At 60.4% G+C, this 18,797-nt stretch carries 19 protein-coding genes; 15 read left to right on the top strand and 4 right to left on the bottom strand.

The window, feature by feature from the left end; translation table 11 throughout:
- Positions 1–15 precede the first annotated feature (15 nt).
- Positions 16–480 (top strand): CreA family protein, encoded by a 465-nt coding sequence (locus V6607_RS28605; RefSeq protein WP_008432835.1) that lies wholly within the window; start codon positions 16–18, stop codon positions 478–480.
- 100 nt (positions 481–580) lie between these two features.
- On the opposite strand, the gene rpsT is transcribed toward V6607_RS28605, so the two are convergent.
- Entirely contained in the window at positions 581–859 is a 279-nt protein-coding gene (rpsT, locus tag V6607_RS28600) for a 30S ribosomal protein S20 (RefSeq protein ID WP_003215870.1), read from the bottom strand.
- 254 nt (positions 860–1,113) lie between these two features.
- Here rpsT and murJ point away from each other — a divergent pair, with 254 nt between their 5' ends.
- The 6 genes from murJ (at position 1,114) to ispH (ending at position 8,565) form a co-directional block, all read left to right on the top strand.
- On the top strand, positions 1,114–2,652 hold the full coding sequence (gene murJ, locus V6607_RS28595) for a murein biosynthesis integral membrane protein MurJ (protein ID WP_008432837.1): 1,539 nt from the start codon (positions 1,114–1,116) through the stop codon (positions 2,650–2,652).
- Positions 2,653–2,770: 118 nt separating this feature from the next.
- Positions 2,771–3,709 carry a bifunctional riboflavin kinase/FAD synthetase gene (gene ribF, locus V6607_RS28590; RefSeq protein WP_003215874.1) on the top strand — a complete coding sequence of 313 codons (939 nt, stop codon included), beginning with the start codon at positions 2,771–2,773 and terminating at the stop codon, positions 3,707–3,709.
- Between the two features lie 13 nt (positions 3,710–3,722).
- On the top strand, positions 3,723–6,554 hold the full coding sequence (gene ileS, locus V6607_RS28585; RefSeq protein WP_008432838.1) for an isoleucine--tRNA ligase: 2,832 nt from the start codon (positions 3,723–3,725) through the stop codon (positions 6,552–6,554).
- Positions 6,547–7,056: a signal peptidase II gene (lspA, locus tag V6607_RS28580; protein WP_003215877.1), complete on the top strand. Its 510-nt coding sequence runs from the start codon at positions 6,547–6,549 to the stop codon at positions 7,054–7,056. Before ileS ends, lspA begins: the two co-directional genes overlap by 8 nt.
- A 7-nt stretch (positions 7,057–7,063) precedes the next feature.
- The gene (fkpB, locus tag V6607_RS28575; protein WP_003215879.1) at positions 7,064–7,501 is read left to right on the top strand and encodes an FKBP-type peptidyl-prolyl cis-trans isomerase; all 438 of its coding nucleotides are present in this window, start codon (positions 7,064–7,066) and stop codon (positions 7,499–7,501) included.
- 116 nt (positions 7,502–7,617) lie between these two features.
- The gene (gene ispH / locus V6607_RS28570) at positions 7,618–8,565 is read left to right on the top strand and encodes a 4-hydroxy-3-methylbut-2-enyl diphosphate reductase (protein ID WP_003215881.1); all 948 of its coding nucleotides are present in this window, start codon (positions 7,618–7,620) and stop codon (positions 8,563–8,565) included.
- Here the strand turns inward: ispH and V6607_RS28565 are convergent.
- The gene (locus V6607_RS28565; protein ID WP_134327339.1) at positions 8,519–9,100 is read right to left on the bottom strand and encodes a GspH/FimT family pseudopilin; all 582 of its coding nucleotides are present in this window, start codon (positions 9,098–9,100) and stop codon (positions 8,519–8,521) included. The genes ispH and V6607_RS28565 overlap by 47 nt on opposite strands.
- A gap of 217 nt (positions 9,101–9,317) precedes the next feature.
- Between V6607_RS28565 and pilV the strand changes: the two genes are divergently transcribed.
- The 5 genes from pilV (at position 9,318) to thiO (ending at position 12,619) form a co-directional block, all read left to right on the top strand.
- Positions 9,318–9,794: a type IV pilus modification protein PilV gene (gene pilV, locus V6607_RS28560; protein ID WP_003215885.1), complete on the top strand. Its 477-nt coding sequence runs from the start codon at positions 9,318–9,320 to the stop codon at positions 9,792–9,794.
- The gene (locus V6607_RS28555) at positions 9,791–10,498 is read left to right on the top strand and encodes a prepilin-type N-terminal cleavage/methylation domain-containing protein (RefSeq protein ID WP_134327338.1); all 708 of its coding nucleotides are present in this window, start codon (positions 9,791–9,793) and stop codon (positions 10,496–10,498) included. Before pilV ends, V6607_RS28555 begins: the two co-directional genes overlap by 4 nt.
- Positions 10,499–10,505: 7 nt before the next feature.
- Positions 10,506–11,033 (top strand): PilX N-terminal domain-containing pilus assembly protein, encoded by a 528-nt coding sequence (locus V6607_RS28550; RefSeq protein WP_134327337.1) that lies wholly within the window; start codon positions 10,506–10,508, stop codon positions 11,031–11,033.
- Positions 11,034–11,045: 12 nt separating this feature from the next.
- Complete coding sequence (locus V6607_RS28545; RefSeq protein WP_003215892.1) at positions 11,046–11,447, top strand: type IV pilin protein; 402 nt, start codon at positions 11,046–11,048, stop codon at positions 11,445–11,447.
- Between the two features lie 62 nt (positions 11,448–11,509).
- Complete coding sequence (gene thiO / locus V6607_RS28540) at positions 11,510–12,619, top strand: glycine oxidase ThiO (RefSeq protein ID WP_134327336.1); 1,110 nt, start codon at positions 11,510–11,512, stop codon at positions 12,617–12,619.
- On the opposite strand, the gene V6607_RS28535 is transcribed toward thiO, so the two are convergent.
- Entirely contained in the window at positions 12,606–12,839 is a 234-nt protein-coding gene (locus V6607_RS28535; RefSeq protein ID WP_026078011.1) for a PP0621 family protein, read from the bottom strand. The genes thiO and V6607_RS28535 overlap by 14 nt on opposite strands.
- A 126-nt stretch (positions 12,840–12,965) precedes the next feature.
- Positions 12,966–13,991, bottom strand: coding sequence for an outer membrane protein assembly factor BamD (locus V6607_RS28530; protein ID WP_008432851.1), 1,026 nt, complete (start codon positions 13,989–13,991; stop codon positions 12,966–12,968).
- A gap of 149 nt (positions 13,992–14,140) precedes the next feature.
- Between V6607_RS28530 and rluD the strand changes: the two genes are divergently transcribed.
- The 3 genes from rluD to clpB all read left to right on the top strand — a co-directional run bounded on the left by rluD (position 14,141) and on the right by clpB (position 18,541).
- Positions 14,141–15,103 (top strand): 23S rRNA pseudouridine(1911/1915/1917) synthase RluD, encoded by a 963-nt coding sequence (gene rluD, locus V6607_RS28525; RefSeq protein ID WP_003215899.1) that lies wholly within the window; start codon positions 14,141–14,143, stop codon positions 15,101–15,103.
- A complete protein-coding gene (pgeF, locus tag V6607_RS28520; protein ID WP_134327335.1) occupies positions 15,100–15,825 on the top strand; it encodes a peptidoglycan editing factor PgeF in 726 nt (241 codons plus the stop codon). The genes rluD and pgeF overlap by 4 nt, the downstream gene beginning before the upstream one ends.
- Before the next feature lie 151 nt (positions 15,826–15,976).
- The gene (clpB, locus tag V6607_RS28515; protein ID WP_003215904.1) at positions 15,977–18,541 is read left to right on the top strand and encodes an ATP-dependent chaperone ClpB; all 2,565 of its coding nucleotides are present in this window, start codon (positions 15,977–15,979) and stop codon (positions 18,539–18,541) included.
- Positions 18,542–18,797: the final 256 nt, after the last annotated feature.

Raw genomic sequence — 18,797 nt, 5'->3', positions numbered from 1 at the left:
AAAAAGGAATTCTCGATGCGCGTAATGAAGGGATTGCTCGGTTTGCTGCTGGCGATGCCGTTGCTGGCGTCGGCCGAAGAGATTGGCCAGGTGTCGACGGTGTTCAAGTTTGTCGGCCCCAATGACCGGATCGTGGTCGAGGCCTTTGATGACCCGAAGGTGGATGGCGTGACCTGCTACCTGTCTCGCGCCAAGACGGGCGGGGTAAAGGGTGGGTTGGGTCTGGCGGAGGATCGCGCCGAGGCGTCGATTGCCTGTCGCCAGGTAGGTGCGATTCGCTTCAAGGGCGAGCTGAAGGATGGGGATGAGGTGTTCAAGGAGCGCACGTCCCTGGTCTTCAAGACCATGCAGGTGGTGCGTTTCCTCGACAAGAAGCGCAATACCCTGGTGTATCTGGTCTACAGCGACCGCTTGATCGAAGGCAGCCCGCAGAATGCGGTGACGGCGATTCCGATCCTGCCGTGGCCCACAGCGCAATAAATCTGAAGCAGAGCCGGCATGCCGGCTCTTTTTTTGGCTTTCCCAAATCGCAGGCAATAAAAAACCGACCCTGGGGTCGGTTTTTTAACAAGCTTATCGCTTAGGCTGCAGCAGCAAGGTTCAGAGCCTTGATGTGGCCATTCAGACGACCTTTATGGCGAGCAGCTTTGTTCTTGTGGATGATGCCTTTATCGGCCATACGGTCGATAACTGGCACAGCCAGAACGTAAGCAGCTTGAGCTTTTTCAGCGTCTTTTGCGTCAATGGCTTTAACTACATTCTTGATGTAGGTACGAACCATGGAACGCAGGCTGGCGTTGTGGCTGCGACGCTTCTCAGCCTGTTTTGCACGTTTTTTGGCGGAAGGTGTGTTGGCCACCGTCGAGCTCCTCGAAAGACTTTTTAGGAAATAGCAAACAAAATAGGCCGCGAATCATGCCGATGAGTTGAAGTCTTGTCAAGGGCGTGTGATGCGAACTGCTGAGTGGTCGATCTTAAGAGGCGGGTGATTTATTTCCGGCGCTTGACCTGTAAACTCGCGAGCTTTGGCTCTGTGCTTGTTGCAGGCGCGGAGTATCGCATATGTGGGCCGTTTGTTCGCCTGCTCTTTATCTATAGGCAAAAACTCTTTCAATGAATCTGCTCAAATCGTTGGCCGCTGTCAGCTCTATCACTATGATTTCCCGGGTTCTGGGGTTTGTGCGTGACACGCTGCTGGCACGTATTTTTGGCGCCAGCATGGCCACGGATGCCTTCTTCATTGCCTTTAAACTGCCCAACCTGCTGCGGCGGATCTTCGCCGAGGGGGCTTTTTCCCAGGCATTCGTGCCGATTCTGGCGGAGTACAAGGCCCAGCAAGGCGAGGAGGCGACCCGCACCTTCATTGCCTATGTTTCGGGTTTGCTGACGTTGGTGCTGACGCTGGTGACGATCGCCGGGATGCTCGCCGCGCCCTGGGTGATCTGGGCCACGGCCCCCGGTTTTGCCAATACACCGGAAAAATTCGCCCTGACCACTGATCTGTTGCGGGTGACCTTTCCTTATATATTGCTGATTTCCCTGTCGTCCCTGGCCGGGGCGATCCTCAATACCTGGAACCGTTTCTCGGTGCCGGCCTTCGTGCCGACCCTGCTTAACGTCAGCATGATTATTTTTGCGCTGTTCCTGACACCGTATTTCGATCCGCCTGTGATGGCCCTCGGCTGGGCGGTCCTGGCTGGTGGCCTGGCACAACTGCTGTACCAGCTGCCGCACCTGAAGAAAATCGGCATGCTCGTGCTGCCGCGTTTGAATCTCAAGGACACCGGCGTCTGGCGGGTGATGCGCAACATGCTGCCGGCCATCCTCGGGGTTTCCGTCAGCCAGATTTCCCTGATCATCAACACCGCCTTCGCCTCGCTGCTAGTCTCGGGTTCGGTGTCGTGGATGTACTACGCCGACCGTCTGATGGAATTGCCGTCCGGCGTGCTCGGCGTGGCACTCGGCACCATCCTGCTGCCAACGCTGTCGCGTACCTATGCCAGCAAAGACCGCCACGAATATTCGCGGATTCTCGACTGGGGCCTGCGCCTGTGCTTCGTGCTGGTGCTGCCGTGTGCCGTGGCCCTGGGGTTGCTCGCCGAGCCACTGACGGTCGCGCTGTTCCAGTACGGCCAGTTCACTGCGTTTGACGCCTCGATGACCCAGCGTGCGCTGATCGCCTATTCCGTTGGGCTGCTGGGCATTATCGTGATCAAGGTGCTGGCTCCCGGCTTTTATGCTCAACAAAACATCCGTACCCCGGTAAAGATCGCGATCTTCACCCTGGTGGTTACCCAGCTGCTTAACCTGGCGTTCATCGGTCCGCTGAAGCATGCCGGGCTGGCGCTGGCGATCAGTGTGGGGGCCTGCATCAACGCCGGGCTGCTGTTTTATCAGCTGCGTAAACAGAAAATGTTCCAGCCTCAGGCGGGCTGGGGCTCGTTTGCGCTCAAGTTGGTGGTGGCGGTGGGGACGATGGCCGCGGTACTGCTGGGCCTGATGCACTTCATGCCGGCCTGGGAGCAGGGCCATATGCTCGAGCGCTTCATGCGCCTGGGAGCGTTGGTGGCGGCTGGTGTGCTGGTGTACTTCGGCATGTTGCTGCTGATGGGCTTCCGCTTGCGGGATTTCAATCGCAAGTCGCTGAGCTAGAGACTTTTCGTCGATAAGACGGTTGTTTTATCGATTCGCGCAAATGGCCTGCGCTGTTGCCTGTCGTCCGGGGCCGGGTGTGGTTATAATCGACCACTTTATGAGCAAGAAGCGCGTTATGCAGCTGGTTCGAGGTCTCCACAACCTGCGCCCCCAGCATCGGGGCTGCGTCGCCACTATTGGCAACTTTGACGGTGTTCACCGTGGCCACCAGGCTATCCTGGCCCGCCTGCGTGAGCGTGCGGTTGAGTTGGGCGTGCCCAGCTGCGTGGTGATTTTTGAACCACAGCCGCGAGAATTCTTTACCCCGCAGACGGCGCCGGCGCGTCTGGCCCGCCTGCGGGACAAGCTGCAACTGCTGGCTGAAGAAGGTGTGGACCGTGTCCTCTGCCTGGCTTTCAACCAGCGCTTGCGCAGCCTCAGCGCCGCCGAGTTCGTCGACCGTATCCTGGTGGACGGCCTCGGCGTGCAGCATCTGGAGGTCGGCGACGACTTCCGTTTCGGTTGCGACCGGGTAGGGGATTTCGATTTCCTGCAGCAGGCCGGCGTCACCCAGGGTTTTACCGTCGAAGCCGCGCAAACCGTCGAACTGGACGGCCTGCGCGTGAGCAGTACCCAGGTGCGTAACGCCCTGGCCGCTGCCGACTTCGCCTTGGCCGAGCGTTTGCTCGGTCGCCCGTTCCGGATTGCCGGGCGGGTGCTGCACGGCCAGAAGCTGGCGCGCCAACTGGGCACGCCAACCGCCAACGTGCAGCTCAAGCGCCGTCGTGTGCCACTGACCGGGGTTTACCTGGTGAGTGTCGACATCGACGGCCAATCGTGGCCCGGAGTCGCCAACATAGGCGTCAGGCCCACGGTTGCAGGTGATGGCAAAGCCCACCTGGAAGTTCACCTTTTGGATTTTGCCGGTGATTTGTATGACCGGCGTTTGACGGTGGCTTTCCACCAAAAGCTGCGTGAAGAGCAGCGTTTCGCCTCCCTGGAGGCGTTGAAAACGGCGATCAATGCGGATGTCGCCGCCGCCCGTGCACTAGCCGCACCTAGCGCCCATCGCTAATGAAGAGCCTTAAATGACCGACTATAAAGCCACGCTAAACCTTCCGGACACCGCCTTCCCAATGAAGGCCGGCCTGCCACAGCGCGAACCGCAGATCCTGCAGCGCTGGGACAGTATTGGCCTGTACGGAAAGTTGCGCGAGATTGGCAAGGATCGTCCGAAATTCGTCCTGCACGACGGCCCTCCTTATGCCAACGGCACGATTCACATCGGTCATGCGCTGAACAAGATTCTCAAGGACATGATCATCCGCTCGAAAACCCTTTCGGGTTTCGACGCGCCTTATGTCCCGGGCTGGGACTGCCACGGCCTGCCGATTGAACACAAGGTCGAAGTGACCTACGGCAAGAACCTGGGCGCGGATAAAACCCGCGAACTGTGCCGTGCCTACGCCACCGAGCAGATCGAAGGGCAGAAGTCCGAATTCATCCGCCTGGGTGTGTTGGGCGACTGGGCCAACCCGTACAAGACCATGAACTTCAAGAACGAGGCCGGTGAAATCCGTGCCTTGGCCGAAATCGTCAAGGGCGGTTTCGTGTTCAAGGGCCTCAAGCCCGTGAACTGGTGCTTCGATTGCGGCTCGGCCTTGGCTGAAGCCGAAGTCGAGTACGAAGACAAGAAGTCCTCGACCATCGACGTGGCCTTCCCGATCGCCGACGAAGCCAAACTGGCGCAAGCCTTCGGTCTGGCGAGCCTGGCCAAGCCAGCCTCCATTGTGATCTGGACCACCACCCCGTGGACCATCCCGGCCAACCAGGCGCTGAACGTGCACCCGGAATTCACCTACGCCCTGGTGGACGTCGGTGACAAACTGCTGGTGCTGGCTGAAGAGCTGGTGGAGGCGTGCCTGGCCCGCTACAACCTGCAAGGCTCGGTGATCGCGACCACTACCGGGTCCGCGCTGGAACTGATCAACTTCCGTCACCCGTTCTACGACCGCCTGTCGCCAATCTACCTGGCCGAGTACGTTGAGCTGGGCGCCGGCACCGGCGTGGTTCACTGCTCGCCTGCCTATGGCGTAGACGACTTCGTGATCTGCAAGCAGTACGGCCTGGTCAACGACGACATCATCAATCCCGTGCAAAGCAACGGCGTGTACGTGCCGTCCCTGGAATTCTTCGGTGGCCAGTTCATCTTCAAGGCCAACCCGGCGATCGTCGACAAGCTGGCGGAAGTCGGTGCGCTGCTGCACACCGAAACCATCACCCACAGCTACATGCACTGCTGGCGTCACAAGACCCCGCTGATCTACCGCGCCACTGCGCAGTGGTTTATCGGCATGGACAAGGAGCCGACCAGCGGCGAAACCCTGCGCAAGCGTGCGATCAAGGCGATCGAAGACACCAAGTTCGTTCCGGCCTGGGGCCAGGCGCGCCTGCACTCGATGATCGCCAACCGTCCGGACTGGTGCATCTCCCGCCAGCGCAACTGGGGCGTGCCGATCCCGTTCTTCCTGAACAAGGAAAGCGGCGAGTTGCACCCACGTACCGTCGAGCTGATGGAAGAGGTTGCCCAGCGCGTTGAACAAGAGGGCATCGAAGCCTGGTTCAAGCTGGACGCCGCCGAGCTGCTGGGCGACGAAGCGCCGCTGTACGACAAGATCAGCGACACCCTCGACGTCTGGTTCGACTCGGGTACCACCCACTGGCACGTACTGCGCGGCTCGCACCCGATGGGCCACGAGACCGGCCCGCGTGCCGACCTGTACCTGGAAGGTTCGGACCAACACCGTGGCTGGTTCCACTCCTCGTTGCTGACCGGTTGCGCGATCGACGATCACGCCCCGTACCGCGAGCTGCTGACCCACGGTTTCACCGTCGACGAGAACGGTCGCAAGATGTCCAAGTCCCTGGGCAACGTGATCGCGCCGCAAAAGGTCAACGACACCCTGGGCGCCGACATCATGCGCCTGTGGGTTGCCTCTACCGATTATTCGGGCGAGATGGCCGTTTCCGAGCAGATCCTGCAGCGCAGCGCCGATGCCTACCGCCGGATCCGTAATACCGCACGCTTCATGCTGTCGAACCTGACCGGTTTCAACCCGGCCACCGACATCCTGCCGGCCGAGGAAATGCTCGCCCTGGACCGTTGGGCCGTGGACCGTACCCTGTTGCTGCAGCGCGAGCTGCAAGAGCACTACGGCGAATACCGCTTCTGGAACGTCTACTCGAAGATCCACAACTTCTGCGTGCAGGAGCTGGGTGGTTTCTACCTCGACATCATCAAGGACCGCCAGTACACCACCGGCGCCAACAGCAAGGCCCGCCGTTCGGCGCAGACCGCGCTGTACCACATCTCTGAAGCGCTGGTGCGCTGGATCGCCCCGATCCTGGCATTCACCGCCGACGAACTGTGGGAATACCTGCCGGGCGAGCGGAACGAGTCCGTGATGCTCAACACCTGGTACGAAGGCCTGACCGAATTGCCGGCCGACTTCGAGCTGGGCCGCGAGTACTGGGAAGGCGTAATGGCCGTCAAGGTTGCCGTGAACAAGGAGCTGGAAGTGCAGCGCGCGGCGAAGGCCGTTGGCGGCAACCTGCAGGCCGAAGTCACGCTGTTTGCCGAAGAAGGCCTGACTGCCGACCTGGCCAAGCTGAGCAACGAACTGCGCTTCGTCCTGATCACCTCGACCGCCAGCCTGGCGCCGTTTGCCCAGGCGCCTGCAGACGCAGTCGCGACCGAAGTCCCGGGTCTCAAGCTCAAGGTGGTCAAGTCGTCCTTCGCCAAGTGCGCCCGTTGCTGGCACTGCCGTGAAGATGTCGGCGTGAACCCCGAGCATCCGGAAATCTGCGGTCGCTGTGTCGACAACATCTCTGGCGCTGGCGAGGTTCGTCACTATGCCTGAAGCCAGTCGTTTTGGACGCCTGGGCTTGCTCGTGTTGAGCGTGCTGGTGCTGGTCATTGACCAGCTCAGCAAGGCTCACTTCGAAGGCGCCCTGGAGATGTACCAGCAGATCGTGGTGATTCCCGACTACTTCAGCTGGACCCTGGCCTACAACACCGGCGCTGCGTTCAGCTTCCTGGCTGACAGCTCCGGCTGGCAGCGCTGGCTGTTTGCCCTGATCGCCGTGGTGGTCAGTGCCGTGCTGGTAGTCTGGCTCAAGCGCCTGGGGCGTAACGACACCTGGCTGGCCGTTGCGTTGGCGCTGGTGCTGGGTGGCGCATTGGGCAACCTGTACGACCGCATTGCCCTGGGCCATGTGATCGACTTTATTCTGGTGCATTGGCAGAACCGCTGGTACTTCCCGGCGTTCAACTTTGCCGACAGCGCCATCACCGTCGGTGCAATCATGCTGGCGTTGGATATGTTCAAAAGCAAGAAAACCGGAGAGACCGTTCATGACTGAACAGGTATTGGCTGAGCAACGCATTGGCCAGAACACGGAAGTCACCTTGCATTTCGCATTGCGCCTGGAGAATGGCGACACGGTCGACAGCACGTTCGACAAGGCCCCGGCGACCTTCAAGGTCGGCGACGGCAACCTGCTGCCGGGTTTCGAAGCGGCACTGTTCGGTTTCAAGGCCGGCGACAAGCGCAACCTGCAGATCCTGCCGGAAAACGCCTTTGGCCAGCCCAACCCGCAAAACGTGCAGATCATCCCGCGTTCGCAGTTCCAGGACATGGAGCTGTCGGAAGGCTTGCTGGTGATCTTCAACGATGCGGCGAATACCGAGCTGCCGGGTGTGGTGAAAGCCTTTGATGACGCGCAAGTGACCATCGACTTCAACCACCCGTTGGCCGGGAAAACCTTGACCTTTGATGTTGAAATCATCGACGTTAAAGCGCTGTAACTAACGAAATCGGCCTACTGCAGGGGCGAGCTTGTTGGGGCTGCTTCGCGGCCCAGCGGGAGCAAGCGCCCTCGCCACACAAGCTCGATCCTACAGGGCAAGACACGAGGCACAGCATGCAAATCAAACTCGCCAACCCCCGTGGCTTCTGCGCCGGCGTGGACCGGGCGATTGAAATCGTCAACCGCGCCCTGGAAGTTTTCGGGCCGCCGATTTACGTGCGCCATGAAGTCGTCCACAACAAGTTTGTGGTCGAAGACCTGCGCAGCCGCGGGGCCATCTTCGTTGAGGAACTGGACCAGGTGCCGGACGACGTTATCGTCATCTTCAGCGCTCACGGCGTTTCCCAGGCGGTACGCACCGAAGCAGCAGGCCGTGGCCTGAAAGTGTTCGACGCCACCTGCCCGCTGGTGACCAAGGTGCACATCGAGGTCGCGCGCTACAGCCGTGATGGTCGTGAATGCATCCTGATCGGCCACGCCGGTCACCCGGAAGTCGAAGGCACCATGGGCCAGTACGATGGCAGCAATGGTGGGGCGATCTACCTGGTGGAAGACGAAAAAGACGTCGCTGCATTGCAGGTGCACAACCCTGAAAAGCTGGCTTTCGTTACCCAGACCACCTTGTCCATGGACGACACCAGCCGCGTCATCGATGCCTTGCGCTCGCGCTTCCCGGCCATCGGCGGTCCACGCAAGGATGACATCTGCTACGCCACCCAGAACCGCCAGGATGCGGTCAAGCAATTGGCCGACGAATGCGATGTTGTGCTGGTGGTGGGGAGCCCCAACAGCTCCAACTCCAACCGCCTGCGCGAACTGGCCGAGCGCATGGCCACCCCGGCCTACCTGATCGATGGTGCCGAAGACATGCAGCGCAGCTGGTTCGACGGTGTCGAACGCATTGGCATCACTGCCGGGGCGTCGGCCCCGGAAGTCCTGGTGCGTGGCGTTATTCAGCAACTGCAGGCCTGGGGCGCCACGGGCGCTGATGAACTTGCTGGCCGTGAAGAGAACATCACTTTCTCCATGCCCAAGGAGCTGCGGGTTCGTTCGCTGCTCTGAGGCCCAGAGTGCCGGCATAGCCCCGGCACAAAGCCTGCTCGGTCTTGTTACTGCGCAGGCTGATACGCCCGCTGGCGGCCAGCACTATTTGATACAGGCTCAGTTGCTGGTCGGTCGCACACACGTGGACGGTGCCGGCGCTGAATGCCCCTGCTGACAGCAGCGGTTCACCCAGGCTGCTGAAGCGTATCTGGGTTCTCACCGGCGTATTCCCCACAATCGGTATCTGCCCACTGTCCTGGCGCTCCAGCAGCACCGGGTTTTTGTCGTCCAGATGGCCGCGACCGTTCAGGTCCAGTATCACCCTCCAACCCCGGCTCCAGTCATCGTCCAATGCATGGATAACCACCGTGCGATTGCGTGCGATGGCTTCTGTGCGGGCATAACGCAGTCCGCCGGCAAGGGATTCGGCGGCGCTCTTGCGTCGTTGCGACTCGAGCAGCCCCTTGAGGCTCGGCACTGCCAGATTGGCCAGGATGCCGCTCAGGAACAGGCCGAGTATCAGTTCAATCAGCGAGAAACCTCGTTGTTTCATGGGCCGTCCCTCCGTGGACGCGGTGTGCTTTTCAGTCGGTGCCGGATGGCAGACATAGTTATAGCGCCCAGTCCGGCGGGGCGAATGGTGGCCATTCTGTCCAAAGTATTTCGCTTTGTTCCGGGGGGCAGCGCTCAGGCAATACCGGCGCTAGTCTTGCGTCGCACAGCAGGTTTGCGCTGCTTTCTGATGACCTTCGACATGGATGGCGATGGTAATGAACGCTTTCCCCGTAACGCCCCACCCGCAACCGACCCAGGCCGGAATGACGCTGATCGAGGTCCTGGTATCTGTGCTGATCCTCGCTGTCGGCCTGCTAGGGGCGGCAGTCATTCAGCTCAATGCATTGAAATATACCGACAGTTCCAGGATGACCAGTCAGGCCAGTTTCATTGCCTACGACATGCTCGACCGGATCCGCGCCAATTCGGGTGCTGATTACTCCTGGGGCCAGGGTGAACGCGCGCCCTCCAGCACCTCGGTCGCGAGTGTGCGTGATCTGGACCTGCACGACTTTGAAGCGAATATCGTCGGGTTCGCCGGGGAAAGCGCCAAGGGGTCGGTTGCGGTCAATCAGCGAGAAGTGACCATCAGCATCAGTTGGGACGACTCCCGTGGAGCGAAGGCTCAAGGCACCCGGGAAACATTCACCCTGACCAGCCGGGTTGCAGTCGACCCGAGGGTGTTGCCATGAGAGGTCCAGTGTGCGGTTTCAGCCTGGTGGAGATGCTGCTGGCATTGGCCCTCGGCCTGATGTTGATCCTGGGGGTGACCCAGATTGCACTCAGCTCCCGAACCACTTATGCCAGCCAGAGTGCGGCTTCGCTGTTGCAGGATGATGCACGGTTCGCCCTTGGCAAGCTGATTCAGGAAATACGCCAGGCGGGCATGTTTGGTTGCTTGTCCGCTGCATCAATCAGCAACGCTCCCGCAGGTTTTGATCGTCCCATTGGATGGAGTACCACCGGCAGTTCCCGGTCCCTGACGCTGGTGACCGCCGACGTCGGGGAGGGTGGCAGCAAGCCGGACTGGACGGTGCTTTCCGATTGCACCGGCTCTGCCCACGCCTATGTTGGAAGCCCGCCGGCAGCGACGCCCGGGCAAATCCACTTCCCACTGCGCAAGCTGACCTACACCTTTGAGGGCGGGCAGCTGAAGTTCAGTACGCTGGCGGCCCCGAGCAAAGCGGTGCTGGTGGATAACGTGGGGGCATTCGATATCAGTTTCGGCGTGGCCGAGAAGCCAGGCTCAACGGTTGTCAGCCGATATGACCCCAACCCCGGCGATGAGTCGCTCATCCGCAGCGTGCGGATTCTGCTGACACTTCAGGATCCAAATGGGTTGGTGAAAGACCAGGCCTACAGCGTGGTCGCGGCACTACGTAATCGCCTGGAGTAGCGTGCCCATGGGTTATTACCTCTCCCGTTCGAGGCAGGCAGGCATGGTTTTGCTGATCAGCCTGGTATTCCTGCTGCTGTTGGCACTCCTCGGAGTGTCTTCGATGCAGGGAGCAATCTCGCAAGAAAAAATTACCGGCAGCCTTCGGCAGCGCAACCAGTCGTTTCAGCAGGCCGAAAGCGGCCTCAGGCTTGGCGAGTCTTTGGTGCAGGCGTCAGGTTTCGCCCTGCGCCCTTGCCACTCGACGGCTGCGTGCGCGCCACCTGCCGAATCGGTTTCGGTAGTGGGGCCGGGGACGAATCCCGTATCGACTGTGACCTGGATAGGGATGAAAGATGGCGTCTACGGTATTCAAAACCTGGGGCCGGGAACGGGTTTGGCTCAGCTCCCGGCAGAGGCCGAGGCCACGGTCTATCGCGTGACATCAGTGGGCGTCAGTGGGCACTCACGCTCCGTCCTGGAGTCTGTGTATGCCCGTGTGGGCAGTGGGCCCGGCGAGCGTTTTCGACGAATCATGTGGCGACAACTTCAATAGGTGAGCAGCACGATGGGCAAGGATTGCACAGGCTTCACCCTGATCGAATTACTGATCGCCGTGGCGATCGTCGGACTCCTGGCGGGCGTCGCCTATCCCGGGTATCTCAGCCATATGAAAAAGGTCTATCGCGCGGAAATTGCCGGGTTGCTGAGTGAGCAGGCACAGTACCTTGAGCGCTATTACGCGAGGAACGGCACTTTTATTGATGCGACTGGCGTCATCGCCGGCAATGATCGCTATAGAATCACCCCTGCATTGAACCCTCAGGATTTCGTTCTGCTTGCCACGCCGGCAATTGACTCGGTGATGGCGGGCGATCCCTGTGCCGCCTTCAGTCTGAGCAGTACCGGTGCGCGAAGCAATCCGGGAGCCGCGCCTGATATGACGCGCAAGGCGTGCTGGGGGCAATGATGAGGAAGCTGGACGATTGGGCGCCGGGCGTGCCTTTTTCTTTTTATCGGCTGGATCGAACAATGGCTAAGCAACAGCAAGTAGTGGTTGTGGGTGGTGGGGTAATCGGGTTGTTGACGGCGTTCAACCTGGCGACCCAAGGGCAAGCGGTTGTGTTGCTGGATCGTTCGGCGGTCGGTCAGGAGTCTTCCTGGGCCGGCGGCGGCATTGTCTCCCCGCTCTACCCGTGGCGCTACAGCCCGGCCGTGACGGCCCTGGCGCACTGGTCCCAGGATTTTTACCCGCAACTGGCAGAGCGTCTGTTCGCGGCTACTGGCATTGACCCGGAAGTTCACACCACCGGCCTGTATTGGCTGGACCTGGATGATGAAACCGAGGCGCTTGCCTGGGCAGCCCGCGAAGGGCGCCCGCTGAGCAAGGTGGATGTTTCAGCTGCCCATGACGCTGTGCTGGTGCTGGGTGCCGGGTTTTCCCAGGCGATCTATATGGCGGATGTGGCCAATGTGCGTAATCCGCGGTTGGTCAAATCCCTCAAGGCGGCCTTGTTGGCCCTGCCGGGCGTGACGATTCACGAGCAGTGTGCGGTTGATGGGTTTATTCAGCAGGGCGGCAAGGTTGTTGGGGTGAATACGGCGCTCGGGCCGATCCATGGCGATCAGGTAGTGCTGGCCGCCGGCGCCTGGAGCGGTGAGTTGCTGGGCCGCCTGGGGCTTGAGTTGCCCGTGGAGCCGGTCAAGGGGCAGATGATCTTGTACAAGTGTGCGTCGGACTTCTTGTCGTGCATGGTCCTGGCCAAGGGGCGTTATGCGATTCCCCGGCGGGATGGGCACATTCTGATTGGTAGCACGCTGGAGCACGAGGGGTTCGACAAGACGCCCACCGACTCTGCACTGGAAAGCCTGAAAGCCTCTGCCGTCGAGTTGATTCCGGCCCTGGCCGATGCCGAAGTGGTGGGGCATTGGGCCGGCTTGCGACCTGGGTCGCCGGAGGGCATTCCGTATATTGGCAAGGTGCCAGGTTTCGACGGGCTGTGGCTCAACTGCGGGCATTACCGCAACGGTCTGGTGCTGGCGCCGGCGTCCTGCCAACTGTTTACCGATTTGTTGCTGGGACATGAGCCGATCATTGATCCGGCCCCGTATGCGCCGGCAGGCCGAATCAACGCTGGATAGATTTCGGCCCTTGCTCCAGATGCGCCTGGGTGCAATACCATTCCTGGCGCAGGCTCAAGGCTCGATCCTGTGGCAGGTGAAGGCCACAGTGGGCGCAACGAACCATCTGGATCGGGCCCTGTTCGCTGGGCCGCTGCTGTTTGGCGGCCGGACTTTTGAATTTGCGCCAAAACCATACCGCGGCAGCAATAACGGCGATCCAGAACAGTAGACGAACCATGGTGGGCAGCTTCTCGACAAGGAATCCCGCAGTTTAGCCAAGGACGTGATGGGCGCACAGCGCAATTATGCAGCGCAATAAAAAAGGGAGCTCCGAAGAGCTCCCTTTTTGCATCGCGGCGAACAATCAGTCAAAGATACCGAAAGTCATGTAGCTGAACCACGAGCGATCTTCGTTATTGCCCAGGGCTTGAGGCCCTTGCTCTTCGATGATGTCGCCGTTTTCGTCACGCGGCTTGAGGTCCGATGGAATCGAATCCTTGGCGTCCTGGTATTGCTTGATGATGTCCTGGTTGGCGCGGGTTTCGCCCGGCGGCAGCGGTGGACGGGACTCGATCAGGCCCAGGGTGTACTTGCTCAACCACGAGCGGTTGTCGGCTTCGGCAACCTGCGGTACGAACTGGCCGTCCTTCAGGCTTGGGTGGTCCGGGTAGTTGAGCTTCAGGGTTTCCAGGCTGGTGGCCGCCAGGGCGTCCAGGTGCAGGCGCTGGTAAGCCTCGGTCATCACGGCCAGGCCGTCACCCACCGATGGGGTTTCCTGGAAGTTTTCCACTACGTAACGGCCACGGTTCGCGGCAGCAACGTACGCCTGACGGGTCAGGTAGTAGTGGGCTACGTGGATTTCGTAGGAAGCCAGCAGGTTGCGCAGGTAGATCATGCGCTGCTTGGCGTCCGGCGCGTAGCGGCTGTTGGGGTAGCGGCTGGTGAGCTGGGCGAACTCGTTGTAGGAGTCGCGGGCAGCGCCCGGGTCACGCTTGGTCATGTCCAGCGGCAGGAAGCGCGCCAGCAGGCCAACGTCCTGGTCAAACGAGGTCAGGCCCTTGAGGTAGTAGGCGTAGTCCACGTTCGGATGCTGCGGGTGCAGGCGGATAAAACGCTCGGCGGCGGACTTGGCAGCTTCCGGCTCGGCGTTCTTGTAGTTGGCGTAAATCAGCTCGAGCTGGGCCTGGTCGGCGTAACGCCCGAACGGATACCGCGACTCCAGTGCCTTCAGTTTTGCCGTGGCGCTGGTGTAGCTGTGGTTGTTCAGGTCGGTCTGAGCTTGTTGGTACAGCTCGACCTCGCTCAGGTTTTCGTCGACGACTTCCTTTGTTGACGAGCAAGCAGCAGTCATGGCGAGGATGGCGATCAGCAGCAGGTGTTTCACTTGCATGGCGGCTTGCGTCCCTATGACGGCCGCTGTCTTGGGCGGGGCCGTCCTGTTATGATGAGCGCCCCTTGGAAAGCCTCGGGGCAAAAGACGCCGTATTTAACCACAAGCGCGCAGCCGAAACCAAAGGCTGTGCCACGCCTAGTCTGAGCATGTCCGATAAAATTGAACTTCGCGCAGAGGTGCCGTCCGAATTGGGCGGCCAACGCCTCGATCAAGTCGCCGCACAATTATTCGCTGAGCACTCGCGCTCGCGCCTTTCCGCCTGGATCAAAGACGGCCGCCTGACTGTGGATGGAGCGGTTATCCGCCCGCGAGACATAGTCCATGGTGGTGCGATTCTTGAGCTGACTGCCGAGCAGGAAGCCCAGGGAGAATGGATCGCCCAGGACATTGAACTGGACATCGTCTATGAAGACGACGACATCCTGGTGATCAACAAACCTGCCGGCCTGGTGGTTCACCCGGCCGCCGGGCACGCTGATGGCACGCTGCTCAATGCCTTGTTGCACCACGTGCCGGACATCATCAATGTCCCGCGCTGCGGCATCGTGCACCGCCTGGACAAGGACACCACCGGCCTCATGGTGGTAGCCAAGACCATTCAGGCGCAGACGCAGCTGGTCACACAACTGCAGAGCCGCAGCGTCAGCCGGATCTACGAATGCATCGTGATCGGCGTGGTAACCGCCGGTGGCAAAATCAATGCCCCGATCGGCCGCCACGGCCAGCAGCGCCAGCGCATGGCGGTGATGGAAGGCGGCAAGCAAGCCGTCAGCCACTACCGCGTGCTTGAGCGTTTCCGCTCCCACACTCACGTGCGGGTAAAGCTGGAAACCGGTCGTACCCACCAGATTCGGGTGCACATGGCGCACATCAACTTCCCGTTGGTCGGAGATCCGGCCTACGGTGGCCGCTTCCGCATTCCGCCGGCGGCCAGTGCAACCATGGTTGATTCGCTGAAAACCTTCCCGCGCCAGGCGCTGCATGCACGCTTCCTGGAGCTGGATCATCCGACGAGCGGTAAACGGATGAGCTGGGAATCGCCACTCCCAGACGATTTTGTCTGGTTGTTGTCGCTGCTCAAGCAGGATCGCGAGGCGTTTATCGGATGAGTGACTGGCTGATTCCTGACTGGCCCGCGCCGGCCGGGGTGAAAGCCTGCGTTACCACCCGTGCGGGCGGCGTCAGCGTGGCGCCGTTCGACAGCCTAAATCTCGGCGATCATGTCGAGGACAGCCTCGAAGCCGTGCTCGAAAATCGCCGTCGTCTCTGCGCTGCCTTCAATATCCAGCCCGCCTGGTTGCGCCAGGTTCACGGTGTGGTTGTCGTCGAGGCGGATCCCGGCCGGACTGCCGAAGCCGATGGCAGTTGGACCAGCACTCCGGGCATCGCCTGCACTTCGATGACGGCTGATTGCCTGCCTGCCTTGTTTTGCAATCGCGCCGGTACCCGCGTCGCGGCAGCCCATGCCGGCTGGCGTGGCCTGGCCGCTGGCGTATTGGAAGCGACCGTTGAAAGCCTGGATACCGAGCCTGCCGACGTACTGGTGTGGCTGGGGCCGGCCATCGGTCCGCAAGCCTTTGAAGTCGGCCCGGAAGTGCGTGAAGCCTTTATGCAGCAACTTCCGGAAACGATTGAGGCGTTCGTGCCCAGTCAGAACCCGGGCAAGTTCATGGCCGACATTTACCAACTGGCTCGCCTGCGGCTTGCCGCCCGCGGCGTCACTGCCGTGTACGGTGGTGGCTTGTGCACCGTGACGGATCCCCGCTTCTATTCCTACCGTCGCAGCCCGCGCACCGGTCGGTTTGCCTCCCTTGTCTGGCTTGAACGCTAGACTCCTTTGACTTGGGTCAATCCTGACGCAAGTCAGCGGTCGCCCGCTTGAATCTTCCAGAATCCACCCCATCTATAAGGGTATCTGGCAGGTTTCTTCATTCAGGATGTGTTTGTTCATAGCTCCGGCCTGCTCAAAAGGAAGGTGACTAATGCGTATTGATCGTTTAACCAGCAAATTGCAGTTGGCTTTATCCGATGCCCAATCTCTGGCGGTTGGCCTGGATCATCCGGCCATCGAGCCTGCGCACTTGATGCAAGCGCTCCTGGAGCAGCAAGGCGGTTCCATCAAACCCTTGCTGATGCAGGTGGGCTTCGACGTCAACAGCCTGCGCAAGGAGTTGAGCAAAGAGCTCGACCAACTGCCGAAAATCCAAAACCCGACTGGCGACGTGAACATGTCCCAGGATCTGGCGCGTCTGCTTAACCAGGCGGATCGACTGGCGCAGCAAAAGGGTGACCAGTTCATCTCCAGTGAAGTGGTGCTGCTCGCCGCGATGGACGACAACAGCAAACTCGGAAAATTGTTGCTGGGCCAGGGCGTGAGCAAAAAAGCCCTGGAAAACGCCATCAACAACCTGCGCGGCGGCGAGGCGGTAAATGACCCTAACCACGAGGAGTCCCGCCAGGCCCTGGACAAATACACCGTCGACCTGACCAAGCGCGCCGAAGAAGGCAAGCTTGACCCGGTGATCGGTCGTGACGACGAAATTCGTCGCACCATCCAGGTCCTGCAGCGTCGCACCAAGAACAACCCGGTGCTGATCGGCGAACCTGGCGTGGGTAAAACCGCGATTGCCGAAGGCCTGGCCCAGCGCATCATCAATGGTGAAGTGCCGGACGGCCTTAAAGGCAAGCGCCTGCTGTCCCTGGACATGGGGTCGCTGATTGCCGGCGCCAAGTTCCGTGGCGAGTTCGAAGAGCGCCTCAAATCCCTGCTGAACGAACTGTCGAAGCAGGAAGGGCAGATCATTCTGTTTATCGACGAACTGCACACCATGGTCGGCGCCGGTAAAGGCGAAGGCTCGATGGACGCGGGCAACATGCTCAAGCCGGCACTGGCGCGGGGCGAGTTGCATTGCGTGGGTGCGACCACGTTGAACGAATACCGTCAGTACATCGAGAAGGACGCGGCCCTTGAGCGTCGCTTCCAGAAAGTATTGGTGGAAGAACCGAGCGAAGAAGACACCATCGCGATCCTGCGTGGCTTGAAAGAGCGGTATGAGGTCCACCATAAAGTCGCGATCACCGACGGTGCGATCATCGCGGCGGCGAAACTGAGCCATCGCTACATCACTGATCGGCAGTTGCCGGACAAGGCCATCGACTTGATCGACGAAGCGGCCAGCCGCATTCGGATGGAGATCGATTCGAAGCCCGAAGTGCTGGACCGTCTGGATCGGCGCCTGATTCAGCTGAAAGTTGAATCCCAGGCCCTGAAGAAAGAAGAAGACGAGCCGGCGAAGAAACGCCTGGAAAAACTTCAGGAAGAAATTGTTCGCCTGGAACGCGAGTATTCGGACCTCGAAGAAATCTGGACCTCGGAAAAAGCCGAAGTGCAGGGTTCTGCGCAGATCCAGCAAAAGATCGAGCAGTCCCGTCAGGAACTGGAAGCAGCCCGCCGTAAAGGCGACCTGAACCGCATGGCCGAGTTGCAGTACGGGGTGATCCCGGACCTGGAGCGTAGCCTGCAGATGGTCGACCAGCACGGCAAGCCCGAGAACCAGCTGCTGCGCAGTAAGGTGACCGAGGAAGAAATCGCCGAAGTCGTCTCGAAGTGGACCGGTATCCCGGTGTCGAAAATGCTCGAAGGCGAGCGCGACAAGCTGCTGAAGATGGAAAGCCTGTTGCACCAGCGCGTCATCGGCCAGGAAGAGGCGGTGGTCGCGGTGTCCAACGCGGTGCGGCGTTCGCGGGCCGGGTTGTCCGACCCGAACCGTCCGAGCGGCTCGTTCATGTTCCTCGGCCCGACCGGCGTGGGCAAGACCGAGTTGTGCAAGGCCCTGGCCGAATTCCTCTTTGATACCGAGGAGGCGATGGTGCGGATCGATATGTCCGAGTTCATGGAGAAACATTCCGTGGCTCGCCTGATCGGGGCGCCACCAGGCTATGTAGGGTACGAGGAAGGCGGTTACCTGACCGAAGCGGTACGGCGCAAGCCTTACTCGGTGATCCTTCTGGACGAGGTCGAGAAGGCCCACCCGGATGTGTTCAACGTGTTGCTGCAAGTGCTGGAAGATGGCCGCCTGACGGACAGTCACGGGCGCACCGTGGACTTCCGCAATACGGTGATCGTGATGACCTCCAACCTGGGCTCGGTACAGATTCAGGAGCTGGTGGGTGATCGTGAGGCCCAGCGTGCAGCCGTAATGGACGCGCTGACCAGCCACTTCCGGCCGGAGTTCATCAACCGGGTCGACGAAGTGGTGATCTTCGAACCTCTGGCGCGGGATCAGATCGCGGGCATTACCGAGATCCAGTTGGGCCGCCTGCGCAGCCGTCTGGCGGAGCGCGAGTTGTCCCTGGTGCTGAGCCGCGAGGCGTTGGACAAGCTGATCGCGGTTGGTTACGACCCGGTTTATGGCGCACGGCCGTTGAAACGTGCGATCCAGCGCTGGATCGAGAACCCGTTGGCGCAGCTGATCCTGTCGGGCAGCTTTATGCCGGGCACCAGCGTCGAGGCAACGGTGGAGAACGACGAAATCGTCTTCCACTAAGCCCAAGCGGTACTGCTATAAGAAGAGGCCCCGCATTGCGGGGCCTTTTTTTTCGATAGGGCGTTGAACTGTAAGGCAAAGGCTTGTAAAGTGCGCCCCGCAGCAACGTCAGCCCAACGGTTTCTTCTCCCCAAGGAGAAATCAGAAAGAAGCGCAAATCATTGTCTTAAAAGCAATTTAAAGGGTTGACAGGGGTTTTTAAGATTGTAGAATAGCGCGCCTCAGAGACACTAACGTAGCGATACGGAAGCGTCGA

The sequence above is a fragment of the Pseudomonas sp. KK18 genome, from assembly GCF_037094675.1.
Lineage (GTDB): Bacteria > Pseudomonadota > Gammaproteobacteria > Pseudomonadales > Pseudomonadaceae > Aquipseudomonas.
Note: the sequence above shows the minus strand (reverse complement) of the source record. Positions and strands in the feature narration are given on the sequence as shown.